This window comes from Limimaricola cinnabarinus, from assembly GCF_002723615.1.
Taxonomy (GTDB): domain Bacteria; phylum Pseudomonadota; class Alphaproteobacteria; order Rhodobacterales; family Rhodobacteraceae; genus Limimaricola; species Limimaricola cinnabarinus_B.
Window position 1 is genome coordinate 1 of sequence record NZ_KZ304992.1, and the last position, 12,174, is coordinate 12,174.

Below are 12,174 nucleotides of genomic sequence, written 5' to 3' on the forward strand. Positions count from 1 at the left end.
GTAAGCATCCGGCGGCGGCCGCGGCGAGGTCAGCAGGCGTGGCCCCGGTCCATTTCGATGAGCTCTCGCAGGTTTCCGATCCCGAACGGAGAGAATGCGATCATGCTGTCGTCGCCAGGGCCGTAGACCCAGATCACGCCATCTTCGGGTTCCATATCGATGGCGAGATCGAAGATCCGATCGACGGTTTCGCCCAGTTCGGCAGCAACGCGGTCGATGGTTTTGACGTAATGGAGCTTGTTCAAATGCATGGTCACGCCGCCTTGGCCAGGGGCTGGGACTTCCAGTTCCAGGGCAGCAGTTCCGGCACGCGTGAGACCGGCATGTTGGGCAGTCGGGCGAGAACATCAGCGAGCCAGGCCTGCGGGTCGATGTCGTTCATTTTGGCCGTGACAATGAGGGTATACATGGCGGCGGCGCGCTCACCGCCGCGCTCGGAGCCGGCGAAGAGCCACGACTTACGACCCAAGGCCACGCCGCGCAGGGCGCGTTCGGCGGCATTGTTCGTCAGGCAGATGCGCCCGTCATCAAGGAATGCCGTGAAGGCCTGCCATCGACCTTCCTTCTCGAACATGTAGTTGATCGCCTTGGCCACATTGTTGTGCCGGGACAGTTTCGCGCGCTCTGCCAGCAGCCAGTCATGGAAGCTGTCCACCAGGGGGCGGGACAGCTGCTGGCGGGCGGCAAGGCGGGCCTCGGCATCCAGCCCGTTGATCTCGCGGTCGATGTCGAAGATGGCGTCGATCCGTTTCACCGCTTCGAGCGCCACCGGCGAGATCTGGTGCGCTGGCTTGCCCTTGCGGACGTTCCCGGCAATATCCGCCAGTTCAAAGAACTTCCGGCGGGCATGTGCCCAGCACAGCGCGCTGGCCACGGGGCCCGCATCGCGGTCGGCGCGATAGAGATCATTGTATCCGCCATAGGCGTCGGCTTGCAGGACCCCCTGCCATCCGGCGAGGTGCTGATTGGGATTGATTGCCGCGCGATCGCGGGAGAAACGGAAGAATGCGGCCGGTGGCGCTCCCCCATTCCAGGGCCGGTCATCGCGCACATAGGTCCACAGCCGAGCCTTCTTCGCACCGCCCCGCGCCAGAAGCGGCACCGTGGTGTCGTCGCCATGCAGGCGGTGAGCGGCCCGCACATAGTCCTCGATCAGGGCATGGATGGGCTCCAACGCGACAGTGGCGTGCCCGACCAGGTCTGCCAGGGTCGACAGGCTCAACTCGACGCCTTCACGGGCGAAGCGTTCGGCCTGCCGGTTCAGTGGCTGGTGCTGGCCATATTTCTCGAAGACGAGCATGGCGATCAAGCTGGGCCCGGCCCATCCACGAGGGATTGTATGGAACGGGGCTGGCGGCTGGCTGATCTTCTCGCAGGCCCGGCAGGTGAACTTCTCGCGCACCGTCTGGATCACCTTCCACCGGCGCGGGATCACCTCCAGGGTCTCGGTGACATCCTCGCCCATCTTCACGATCCGATCCGAGCCACAGCAGGTGCAGGCATCAGGCGCCTCGACGACAACCCGCTCACGCGGCAGGTGATCGGGGAATGGTTTGCGCACAGGGTGGCGGCGCGTGAAGGCGCGCACCGTGGTGGCCTTGCCGGCCACCTGTTCGGCGGCCAGGCCATCCTCGGTTGCCGCCGTTTCCAGCTCTTCAAGCTGCAGTTCCAGCTGATCGATCAGCCGGGTGCGCCGTTCCGACGAGATGCCGTATTTGTCGCGGCGCAGCTTGGCGATCTCAAGCTTGAGTTCCTGGATCATCGCTTCCGAGCAGGACACGACCGCACGGGTCTGTGCCAGCTCGCTTTCAGCAACCTCTGCGCGAGCCTCGGCGACGGCCAGGGCAGCGCGTAATCTCGCAAGCTCGGAAGCGGTGTTCGACATGGCGGATGTCTATCATCCGAGCTCGCGAGGCACCAATAAAAAGAAGACCTTTCACCCTAATTTATCCTGCCTTTGCAGGGCGTTGCGTCCAGCGTGGATTGCGCCAATCGATCCCCTCGAGAAGATAACCCAACTGCGCTGCAGAGATCTGCACCGCCTCGCCAGACCGGCTCACCGGCCAGATGAACTTGCCCGCCTCCAGGCGTTTCAAATAGAGCGACATGCCCACGCCATCATGCCACAGGATCTTCACCAGGTCGCCCTTGCGGCCCCGGAAACAGAAGATCTCCCCGGCATGCGGGTCACGGCCAAGCCCCTCCTGCACCTGCAGAGCCAGCGTGTTCATGCCTCGCCGCATGTCGGTCACTCCGCCCGCGATCCAGACCTTAACACCCGCTGGAAACGCGATCATACGCGCTCCACCAGATGGATGAGCCGGACCAACTTCTCCGGTTCCAGCTCGGTCGGCACGATAAGTCGACGGCCATTTGGTAGTGCGATCTCGACTTGGGTATCTCGCGCAGGCTCAAAGGGATCAACCTGACCCGGCCGCGAGCCCGGGCTGTCCTGCGTTACGCTAACCGGCGAAAAGGCTGCAGATCGGGATGCGCCAAGTTCGCCGTTCCGGTATTCACGGCGCCAGATCGTCAGCAGCGAGCGGCAAACGCCATGCCGCCGGGCCGTGGCAGCACATTGCCGATGGCCAATAAAGCTTTCCTCGACAATCCGGACCTTGTCCTCGTCCGACCAGTGCCGGCGGCGGGAACCGTCGGCGGCGGCAAGAACTTCGATTTGCGGGCGGTTGTTAAAGTCGGACATAACGTCGGACTTATCATCGGATCGTAGCCGCGATCAGACGGCCGCCGCCGGAGCCTTACGGATCGTCCTCACCGGACGAGGTTCGTGGATGAAGCCGAAAATGTCTGCTGCGCCAACAAAGCGCGTCTCAAAGCAAGGCTCTCCACTGCCGATCCGACGAATGCTTGCAGCGGCGCTCGAGCGACCAGACTGCGAAGAGAAGCGTGACCCGGATGAGCGACATCGATCCCAGGATGCAAGGAAGAGGAGCTTGACCCACACGCCCAATTAGAGAAGCCGACATTCGCAGGCTGCCCTGTGCCGCGGCACAGGGCAGCCTGAAGCGGCCGTTGGCGGGGCCGCGCAGCAACGCCTGCCATATCAAAGGCGGCTCAGCGGACCTTCCTGCCGTTCGCTGCACTTGCTCAATCTCCGCTGCGCCTGCGAAGGCACATGGAGGGAAGAGCGGGGAGCCGACCTTCAGACCGAGGACGGCTTTGCCAGCCTTTCCGCCGTTCACTGAAAGCGCTCCGATTTATGCTGTGGCTTCGGCGGCGTCCGAAAAAAGGGCGTGAAAGCGAACTTCTCCTCAGTTCGGCCTGCGACTTGCAGTGTGTGGATACCATACACCCCTACAGCCAGCGGGGGTGAAGGTTGCGGAAATGCAACCTTGAGGAGTTAAAGGCGCGCCACGACTGAAACTCATGGCGGTTCACCGAACATCCTCATAAACCGCAAATATAAACTGTTTAGTTTAGGGAATTCATTATGAACAAACTTGTGTATGGAAGCCTGTTCGCTATGCTCGCGTCGCCAGCTCTTGCTGGCAGCCTTGCACCCGTGATCGAGCAGCCGGTTTTCGGGGCGGCGCCCGCACCGGTCGTGGCTCCTGCGATGAGTTGGGCCGGTGCTTATGCCGGTGCCTCGCTCGGCTACGGTGAGTTGGGGGTTGATGCGGATCTTGAAGACCTCGCCGCAGACCTTCTGGACGATGTCGATATCAATGATTTGCCGTCGCTAAGCCTTACCGAAGCCGATGTCGCCTACGGCGCACATCTCGGCTACAACTGGCAGCGTCAGCGTGTCGTTTACGGCCTCGAGTTGGCCGTCCTTGGCAGCGAAACCGAACTCGAAATCGCCGTCGACGGTGAGGATGTCGGGGTCGAGTTGGACTATGCCGCTCGCCTGATGGGTAAGGTCGGCTATCAATTCGCGGAGGCGTTGGTCTACGGCACCGCTGGCATGGCCTATGCCGAGTTCAGCGGCACTGGTGACGCTTCTGGCGAGACCGAAGAAGAGACCGGCTACGCCTACGGCATTGGCATGGACTACATGCTGACCCAGAACGTGTCGCTCGGCGCCGAATATGTGCGCCACCGCTTTGAGGATGTCGCCGACATCGATGATGTGGATGGTGAGTTCTCAACCACCTCCGTGCGCATGTCCTATCACTTCTAATCGAATAGCGTCGGGGCAGACCTCCCTCGGCACCGGCGCTCTCCCAGATAGCATTCCTGGGAACAACCGGCCTCTTCGGGGCCGGTTTTTTCGTGCAAAATTTTCTGCAAGCTGTGTTCGGTGCGCTCTTCACCCTTTTCGCTGCTCCCTATGAACTGTTTTGGCCCGGCACCTTCGTCGAGCCGACAATTTTTGGCTCGGATCTGCGGTTAGCTGGAGGTTTTACCAAAATCCGCGAAGGGCCGATCGTGACAGGGCGCCCATGCTGCAAGTGCGAAGACTGCTGCCACCAATGACACATGTTGCACATATCAGTGAGGGGGATTCACCGAGCGCGTCCTGAAAGTTAGGTGGAGGGCATGCCGAAGCCTTCCCCGACCCGCTACCGCACGACGAACTGGGCAGACTACAACGCGGCGCTGCGCAAGCGGGGGTCGCTGTCGGTCTGGTTCGATCCCGAGATGGTCTGGCATGCGAAGAAGTCCGGCAAGCGCGGACGGCCCGAAACCTTTTCGAACGCTGCGGTCCAGACATGCCTCACCCTAAAAGTGCTCTTCGGTCTTCCGCTTCGGCAGACGGTCGGGCTGGTTGAAAGCCTGATCCAGATGGCAGGGCTCGACTGGCCGGTTCCGGACTATTCGACGCTGTGCCGGCGGCAGGCGCGGATCGCGGTGCAGGTCCCGTATCGCGCATCAGGACAGCCGCTGAACCTGCTCGTCGACAGCACCGGCATCAAGTTCCGCGGTGATGGCGAGTGGCAGGCCCGCAAGCATGGCCCGTCACGCCGGAGGCAATGGCGGAAGGTTCATATTGCCATGGACGCGGGCACCGGGGATGTGCGCGCGGTCGAGTTCACCTCGAGCCGCCAAGGCGACAGCCCGCTGCTGCCGGAGCTTCTGGCGCAGATCCCGCCGGAAGAGACGATCGGCGCGGTCACCGCAGATGGTGCCTATGATCCGCGCCGATGCCATGGCGCGATCATCGACCGAGGCGCGGATGCCGTCATACCGATCCGGCGCAATGGCCGCGCCTGGAAAGAAGACTGTCCCGCTGCTGCCGCGCGAAATGAGATCCTGCGGGCAACCCAGCGTTTGGGCCGGACGCTCTGGAAGAAGTGGACCGGCTACCACGTCCGAAGTCGGGTCGAGGCTCTGATGAACTGCCTGAAGCTCTTCGGCGAGCGGATCATGTCACGAGACCCCGACCGCCAGACCGCCGAAATCCAGATCCGCATCGCCATCATGAACCGCTACTCGGCCCTCGGGCGGGCCGAGATCGAAGCCGTCCGCTGAAGAAAGGCGGGAAAGGGTCCAATCATGCCCGGGGCTGCTTTATACAACATCGCCCCACCAATGCGGTCAGATTGGGCTCAGAGCTGTCGTTTGCTGCGGCAAGCACAAAGGTCCCATTGAACCCGCGTGCAGCATGGCGCCATCTCCTATGGGTGAGCCTGCGGAAACAGCTGAATGCGCCACCGCGGAGGTGTCTCCACCTCGAAAGCGCTCGCCCGACCGAACGGTCTTGTAGCCGCCCCTATTCTCGCAGCGCTGCCTGTTCCCGCTCCATGGCGGCGTGGAACGCCGGGCGATCAGCGCAGCGCCTGATCCAGGCTCGGATGGCGGGTTGCTCCGGCATGGCATCGGAAAGCCATTGGAACGGGCTCGACAGCAGCAGGTCGACCGCAGAGTACTCCTCGCCGAGAAGATAGGGCTGGCCGTCCAGCGCCTCGGCAAGCCGGGCAAAGACGGTCTCCAGATCGCGGAACGTCGCGCGCAGGGCGGGATGATCGATCTTCGCCCAGTCGAGAACCAGCACGGGCTCCATCACGCCCTGGTAATAGAACAGCCAGCTCAGGAACGCCCCGCGCTGCGGGTGCTCGATGGGCCGACCGAGCCCCGCCTCGGGAAACTTGTCCGTCAGATAGGCGACGATGGCTCCGCGCTCGCGAACATGATCCTTGCCGTCGGTCAGATAGGGCACCTTGCCCTCGGGATGCGGATTGCGCGGGTCCGGACCGCCGCTGCCATCCTGACGCGCGACTGAGACGTCGATCACGTCGATATGTTCGGCGATGCCCATCTCCTCGATCAGCACGAGGATGGACGTCGAGCGGGACTGTGGGGCGTGATAAAGCGTCGGCATGGGAGGCTCCTGATTGGATGTGATGCCTTGTCATACGCTCCGACTGCTGACAGTTTGCGTCAGCATGGCCCGGACCGACCGCCTCATGCGCTTGATGGATGCGCTGCGCCGCCTGCCACCCCCGGTCACCGCCGCGCGGCTGGCGGCGGGAACGGGCGTCTCGCGACGACAACTCTACCGCGACATCGCAACGCTGCGCGCGGGCGGCGCCCTGATCGATGGCGAGGCCGGGGTCGGCTACCGGCTGACCGAGGACCCCGCCCTGCCGCCGCAAAGCTTCTCGCGGCTGGAGATCGAGGCACTGGTCCTCGCCGTGGGAGAGCTGCGCCAAACAGGCGACGCGGCGCTGGAGGACGCGGGCCGTTCGGCGCTTGTCCGGATCATCGCGACGCTGGCCGACGATCAATCGCGCCAGGCCATGCACACCGTCCTCCGCAGCTTTCGCCCACCGCCTGCGCGCGTAAAGCTCCCCGTGGACATGTCACTCCTGCGGCGCGCCTGCTGGGAGGAGCTGGCGCTCGACGTCTCGTATCGCGACCTCAAGGGCCGGGTCACGAAGCGCGAGGTCTGGCCCCTCGGGATCAGCTACTCGGAGGGCACACTGATGGTGGTGGTCTGGTGCTGCCTGCGGCAGGATTGGCGCGTCTTCCACGCCTCCGGGATCGAGAACGCCCGCCTCAACGGACGCAGCTTCAGGCCCCGGCGCGTGCCTTTGCTGCGCGACTACGCAGCGCGGCGGGCCGCCTCAGGCTCCCCTGCGAAAACCTAAACGCGACCTTGCCGTTTTCCCCGGGACAGACCTTTCGCAAAAGAGCCGGAGAGGCGATGGTATCACCCCTCTGTTTTCCCTCCCGTGTCAGAAAGCAAACCCTCTCACTGTCCGGACGGCAAAGCCCCGGCAGCGGCGGGCTCGCCGGATCGGACTGAGGCGCCGTTGCGTCCGGTGATGGCAGGAGCCTCGTGGATCAGCGCCGGGTCGGTCAGTGCTGTCACCATGAAAAGCGCAAAATCGGTGCGCCGTGTCAGATTGCTCGCGAGGAGCGGATCGCCCACGTGCCGGGCCCAGATCGGCAGACCCTCGCTCGGCCCCTCCTCGAGGTCCGAGCCGCGCACCACCGTCCAGTCGCGGTTCGAGGCAAAGACGAGATCCGTCGCGCGGACCTGATCGTCGAGATCGACAAGGCGCAGCGCCCTGAGGATCGGGGTGCCGAACCTGACAATTGCGCGGATCTTCCAGCCGTAGCGATCCTTCCCGTCGCGGCTGATGTGCCAGCCGCAGGAGAACACCAGACGGGCATGGGGCGGGGCGAGCTCGAGCACGGCGCGCGCGGTGCCCGAGGCGTAGTCTTGCACGCCCCAAGGCGCGAGGACCACCAGCACGCCGTCGCAGCCCTGCGTGGCCTTTGCGATCACCGCGCGGTCATCGGTCCGGCCGGGATGCACGCTGATGCGGCCCTTGAACCGCTCGAGCTTGCCAACGCTCTTGGGTCGGCAGACGCCGGTAACCTCGTAGCCGAGGGCCAACGCGTGTTCGGTCATGTACTGCCCGAGCTTGCCGGAAATGCCGACGATGCAGATGCGTTTCATGGGGGAGTCTCCTTGCGATATGGGGTCAGGCCGAAATGGGATGCGACGCGCGGGCCGCGCAACAGCAGCCACAGCGCAAAGCCGATCTCGGCCAGCGTCACAACGAGCAGCAGCGCGATCTTAAGCGCCTCCAGCGCCGCGGCCTCGGGGAGTGCAAACATCTGCACGCTGTCGACGAGGTAGCCCGTGCCACCGACGATCAGGCCAAATCCCAAGACCCGTGGATAGAGCCCCGAGCGCAAAACCAGCGTGCCCAGAAGGATCAGGTGCAGGCAGAAGAAGACCTGCCAGCTCCAGACGCCCGCGTCGTGGACATGGCGCAGCAGGCCGGCCAGCTCGATGCGTTGCGCTGTGCTGAAGCTGTCGAGCGGCACCCGGCCATCGGCCAAGGCCAGCGATCCGGCATGAAAGAACAGCATCGCCGCCATCACCGCAACCATCATCAGCCGCGCATAGGAAGCGGCAAGCGACAGCGTCGCGTTCACCGGGCGAAACATGAAGTAGAGCATGACCGAGACGAGCACCTCGGCGGTCATCATCACCACGTCGCCCACGAGGCCCGCGTGAAACAGGCCGCGTCTGTCGGCGATGTTGGCGAAGGTCGCGGCGGGGTCGCCCGTGACGTTCAGCGCGCCCGGCACGTAGAGGATCGAAAAGCCCCCGGCAAAGGCGATGACGAGGTAAAGCGCGCCGGTCAGGCGGGCATAAGCTCGGGAGGATGGATCGTGAAAAGAGAGCATGAGAGCACCTCCTGGCGATGGCTGCGGACTGCTCCCATCCTACGCCCACCTGCCCTCGCAGAGAATTGACCGGTCTTGCCGAGCTGATATGCAGATCCGCATGGATTGGCGCAGCGTCACCTTCGATTGGAACCGGGCCCGGGCCTTTCTCGTCACGGCCGAGGAAGGCTCGCTCTCGGCGGCTGCCCGCGCTTTGAAGCTGGCGCAGCCAACACTTGGTCGGCAGGTCGAGGCGCTGGAGGCCGAGCTTGGCGTGGCGCTGTTCGAGCGGTCCGGCCGGGGCCTGCGCCTGACGCCATCGGGACACGAGCTTCTCGAACACGCCCGTCTCATGGGGGAAGGCGCTCGTGCCCTGTCGCTTGCCGCATGGGGCCAGACCGAGGCGCTGGAGGGCGAGGTGGCGATCTCGGCCTCGGATGCCTATGCCAGCTACCTGCTGCCGCCGATCCTCGAACGGCTGCACGCCGCCGAGCCAAGAATCCGCATCGAGATCGTCGTCTCGAATGACCTGTCGGACCTGTCGCGCCGCGAGGCCGACATCGCGGTGCGCAACGTCAGACCCACCGAACCCGACCTCGTCGCGCGCAAGGTCCGCGACGCGATGGCGCGGCTCTATGCGACACCTGCCTATCTCGACAGGCTCGGGCGGCCCGGTTCGGCGGCAGGATACAGTGCCGCCGATTTTATCGAGATCGACGCGAACAACAGCCTCATGCACCTGCTCAACGCGAAGGGCCTTTCGCTCGATCAGGCCAATTTTCCCTATCGCTGCCGCAACTTCACGGTGATGTGGGAGATGGTGCGCAAGGGGATGGGGATCGGCATCCTCGACGATCGCATCGGCGATGCTGACGAGATAGTCGAGCGCGCCGTGCCGGGGTTTGAGCCGATCGCATTCCCGATCTGGCTCGTCGCGCATCGCGATATCGCGCGGTCTCGCCGTTTAAGGGTGGTCTTCGATGCGCTGGCGGACGGCTTCAGCGTCTGAGGCTGGCTGTCAGGTATCGCTCCGAGCCGTGCAGCCGGATCTCGATCTCCCCGGGCGAAGTTGGCGCGACGAAGTGGTCGGCATTCTGCCGGAACTGCGCGTCCGAGACAGTGGAGGGATGATCGCCTCGCACATTGCGGTCGCGCAGTCGCGCGAGGCAGAATGCGTCCTGGACATCGAGCAGGTGCAGCATGTGGGAAGCTCATGTGAGAACGGCGGTGAGAAAGTCGGCCACGGTAGCGGCAGGATGGGCATCCACACATGTCCGGGGGAATGTTGCACAAAGCAGCCCCGGGCATGACTGCCCCCTTTCCCGCCTTTCTTCAGCGGACGGCTTCGATCTCGGCCCTGCCGAGGGCCGAGAAGCGGTTCATGATGGCGATGCGGATCTGGATTTCGGCGGTCTGGCGATCGGGGTCTCGTGACATGATCCTCTCGCCGAAGAGCTTCAGGCAGTTCATCACAGCCTCGACCCGACTTCGAACGTGATAGCCGGCCCACTTTTTCCAGAGCGTCCGGCCCAAGCGCCGGGTTGCCCGCAGGATCTCGTTTCGCGCGGCAGCAGAAGGGCAGTCCTCTTTCCAGGCACGGCCATTGCGGCGAATGGTATGACAGCATCAGCGCCTCGATCGATGATCGCGCCATGGCATCGTCGTGTATCGTAAGCGCCGTCTGCGGTGACCGTGCCGATCGCCTCCTCCGGCGGGATCTGCGCCAGCAGATCCGGCAGCAGAGGGCTGTCGCCTTGACGGCTCGAGGTGAACTCGACCGCGCGCACATCCCCGGTGCCCGCGTCCATGGCGAGATGGACTTTTCTCCATTGCCTCCGACGTGACGGGCCATGCTTGCGGGCCTGCCACTCACCATCACCCCGGAACTTGATGCCGGTGCTGTCGACGAGCAGATTCAGCGGCTGTCCTGACGCGCGATACGGGACCTGCACCGCAATCCGCGCCTGCCGGCGGCACAGCGTCGAATAGTCCGAAACCGGCCAGTCGAGCCCCGCCATCTGGATCAGGCTTTCAACCAGGCCGACCGTCTGCCGAAGCGGAAGACCGAAGAGCACTTTCAGGGTGAGGCATGTCTGGATCGCAGCGTCCGAGAAGATCTCAGGTCGGCCACGCTTGCCGGTCTTGCCGGCGTGCCAGACCATCTCAGGATCGAACCAGACCGACAGCGAGCCCCGCTTGCGCAGCGCTGCATTGTAGTCGGACCAGTTCGTCGTGCGGTAGCGGGTCGGGGAAGGCTTCGGCATGCACCCGAGCTAACCGTCAGGACCCGCTCAGTGAATCCCCCTCACCGATATTTGCAACATGTGTAACCGCCCCAAGCGCAAGAGGTGTTTTCAGAGCTGATCTTGGCGCGTCGTCGGGTGCTGACATGTGTCCGGCCTCTGATGCGGCCCTACATGCCGCCGGCCCTTATGGTGTTCGCAGGTCGGGTCCAAATCAACGCCGCGTGCTCGATGGCACTTTGTTGCACACTGGTTTTCCCAATCCCGTCTCACGACCGTTGCGCCATACAACTCCTTGCCCTCTTTCGCTCCGACGCCCTCGCGGCCGACGCTGGCTTACGCCATCGCGACCGGAGACTTGTAGACGCCGCCCTTGGCCATCAAGGCCCAGACGATCCGCGCCATCTTGTTGGCCAGTGCCACCCGCACCAACATTGGTGGCTTGCGCGACAGCAGGCCGCCCAGCCAGGTGCCCGGCTGCGCCTCCTTGTGAACGTGTCGTTTGCTGACGACGCTGTTGGCACCAATGATCAGCAGGCGTCGCAAGGATCGCTCGCCCATCTTCGTGGTGGCACCAAGTCGCTGCTTGCCGCCCGTTGAATTCTGTCGCGGCACCAGGCCGAGCCAGGCGGCAAAGTCCCGACCTCTTCGGAACGTCTCCGGCGGGGGCGCCAAAACCGCAATCGCCGTAGCGATCAGCGGGCCGATGCCTGGGACCGTCATCAGCCGTCGCGCGACGTCGTTCTCCTTGGCGCGACGGGCAATCTCGGCATCGAGCTTTCCGATCTGGGCGTTGAGCTGCGCCAGCGTTCCGACCAAGACTTCCAAGGTGCCTCGTGCGTCGTCGGGTAGGCCGCTGCCCCGATCCTCCACCAGCGCCACCAGGCGCGCAGCATTCGCCGCCCCTTGCGGCACGACCGCCCCGAACTCGGCCAAGTGGCCGCGCAAAGCGTTGATCGCCTGGGTGCGCTGTCGGACCAGAAGCTCCCGGACACGGAAGACCATGGCAGCCCCCTGGGTCGCTTCGCTCTTCACCGGCACGAAGCGCATCGACGGACGCTGCGCCGCCTCGCAGATCGCCTCGGCATCAGCGGCATCATTCTTTTGCCGCTTGACGAAGGGTTTCACATAGGCCGGCGGGATCAGCCGCACCTCATGGCCCAGTTTGCCGATTTCGCGGCCCCAGAAGTGAGCGCCGCCACAGGCCTCCATGGCGACGACACACGGTGGCACTTGGTTGAAATAAGCAAGGGCCTGATCCCGGCGCAGCTTCTTGCGAATGACCGCATGGCCTGAGCTATCAGCTCCATGCACCTGAAACACGTTCTTCGCCAGATCCAGA

At 64.1% G+C, this 12,174-nt stretch carries 13 protein-coding genes and 1 pseudogene; 4 read left to right on the top strand and 10 right to left on the bottom strand.

Annotation, left to right across the window (positions count from 1 at the left end; all coding sequences use genetic code 11):
• Window positions 1-29: 29 nt before the first annotated feature.
• From CJ301_RS17765 to tnpA, 4 genes are all read right to left on the bottom strand, one after another.
• Window positions 30-251 (bottom strand): hypothetical protein, encoded by a 222-nt coding sequence (locus tag CJ301_RS17765; protein WP_099278686.1) that lies wholly within the window; start codon window positions 249-251, stop codon window positions 30-32.
• A 2-nt stretch (window positions 252-253) separates the two neighbouring features.
• On the bottom strand, window positions 254-1,885 hold the full coding sequence (gene tnpC / locus CJ301_RS17770) for an IS66 family transposase (protein WP_099278687.1): 1,632 nt from the start codon (window positions 1,883-1,885) through the stop codon (window positions 254-256).
• Window positions 1,886-1,946: 61 nt separating this feature from the next.
• Window positions 1,947-2,297: an IS66 family insertion sequence element accessory protein TnpB gene (tnpB, locus tag CJ301_RS17775; protein ID WP_067630184.1), complete on the bottom strand. Its 351-nt coding sequence runs from the start codon at window positions 2,295-2,297 to the stop codon at window positions 1,947-1,949.
• Window positions 2,294-2,704 carry an IS66-like element accessory protein TnpA gene (gene tnpA, locus CJ301_RS17780; RefSeq protein ID WP_099278688.1) on the bottom strand — a complete coding sequence of 137 codons (411 nt, stop codon included), beginning with the start codon at window positions 2,702-2,704 and terminating at the stop codon, window positions 2,294-2,296. The genes tnpB and tnpA overlap by 4 nt, the downstream gene beginning before the upstream one ends.
• Window positions 2,705-3,451: 747 nt before the next feature.
• Here tnpA and CJ301_RS17785 point away from each other — a divergent pair.
• Both CJ301_RS17785 and CJ301_RS17790 read left to right on the top strand, forming a co-directional pair.
• A complete protein-coding gene (locus CJ301_RS17785) occupies window positions 3,452-4,141 on the top strand; it encodes an outer membrane protein (protein ID WP_099278689.1) in 690 nt (229 codons plus the stop codon).
• 359 nt (window positions 4,142-4,500) lie between these two features.
• A complete protein-coding gene (locus CJ301_RS17790) occupies window positions 4,501-5,433 on the top strand; it encodes an IS5 family transposase (protein ID WP_099278697.1) in 933 nt (310 codons plus the stop codon).
• 241 nt (window positions 5,434-5,674) lie between these two features.
• Here CJ301_RS17790 and CJ301_RS17795 read toward each other — a convergent pair whose 3' ends face one another.
• On the bottom strand, window positions 5,675-6,283 hold the full coding sequence (locus tag CJ301_RS17795; RefSeq protein WP_099278690.1) for a glutathione S-transferase family protein: 609 nt from the start codon (window positions 6,281-6,283) through the stop codon (window positions 5,675-5,677).
• Between the two features lie 64 nt (window positions 6,284-6,347).
• On the opposite strand from CJ301_RS17795, the gene CJ301_RS17800 reads away from it, so the two are divergent.
• Window positions 6,348-7,052: a helix-turn-helix transcriptional regulator gene (locus CJ301_RS17800; RefSeq protein WP_099278691.1), complete on the top strand. Its 705-nt coding sequence runs from the start codon at window positions 6,348-6,350 to the stop codon at window positions 7,050-7,052.
• A 104-nt stretch (window positions 7,053-7,156) separates the two neighbouring features.
• Here the strand turns inward: CJ301_RS17800 and CJ301_RS17805 are convergent, their stop codons facing one another.
• The gene (locus tag CJ301_RS17805; RefSeq protein ID WP_099278692.1) at window positions 7,157-7,870 is read right to left on the bottom strand and encodes an NAD(P)-dependent oxidoreductase; all 714 of its coding nucleotides are present in this window, start codon (window positions 7,868-7,870) and stop codon (window positions 7,157-7,159) included.
• On the bottom strand, window positions 7,867-8,610 hold the full coding sequence (locus CJ301_RS17810) for a DUF4386 domain-containing protein (RefSeq protein ID WP_099278693.1): 744 nt from the start codon (window positions 8,608-8,610) through the stop codon (window positions 7,867-7,869). The genes CJ301_RS17805 and CJ301_RS17810 overlap by 4 nt, the downstream gene beginning before the upstream one ends.
• Window positions 8,611-8,710: 100 nt before the next feature.
• Here CJ301_RS17810 and CJ301_RS17815 point away from each other — a divergent pair, with 100 nt between their 5' ends.
• Entirely contained in the window at window positions 8,711-9,598 is an 888-nt protein-coding gene (locus CJ301_RS17815; RefSeq protein WP_254050200.1) for a LysR family transcriptional regulator, read from the top strand.
• Here CJ301_RS17815 and CJ301_RS17820 read toward each other — a convergent pair.
• The 3 genes and pseudogenes from CJ301_RS17820 to CJ301_RS17830 form a co-directional block, all read right to left on the bottom strand.
• Window positions 9,588-9,791, bottom strand: coding sequence for a hypothetical protein (locus CJ301_RS17820; protein ID WP_099278695.1), 204 nt, complete (start codon window positions 9,789-9,791; stop codon window positions 9,588-9,590). The two genes, CJ301_RS17815 and CJ301_RS17820, sit on opposite strands and share 11 nt — an antisense overlap.
• A 130-nt stretch (window positions 9,792-9,921) precedes the next feature.
• Window positions 9,922-10,853 (bottom strand): annotated as a pseudogene (locus tag CJ301_RS17825) (IS5 family transposase).
• A 315-nt stretch (window positions 10,854-11,168) separates the two neighbouring features.
• A complete protein-coding gene (locus tag CJ301_RS17830) occupies window positions 11,169-12,173 on the bottom strand; it encodes an IS110 family transposase (RefSeq protein ID WP_099278696.1) in 1,005 nt (334 codons plus the stop codon).
• Window position 12,174 lies beyond the last annotated feature (1 nt).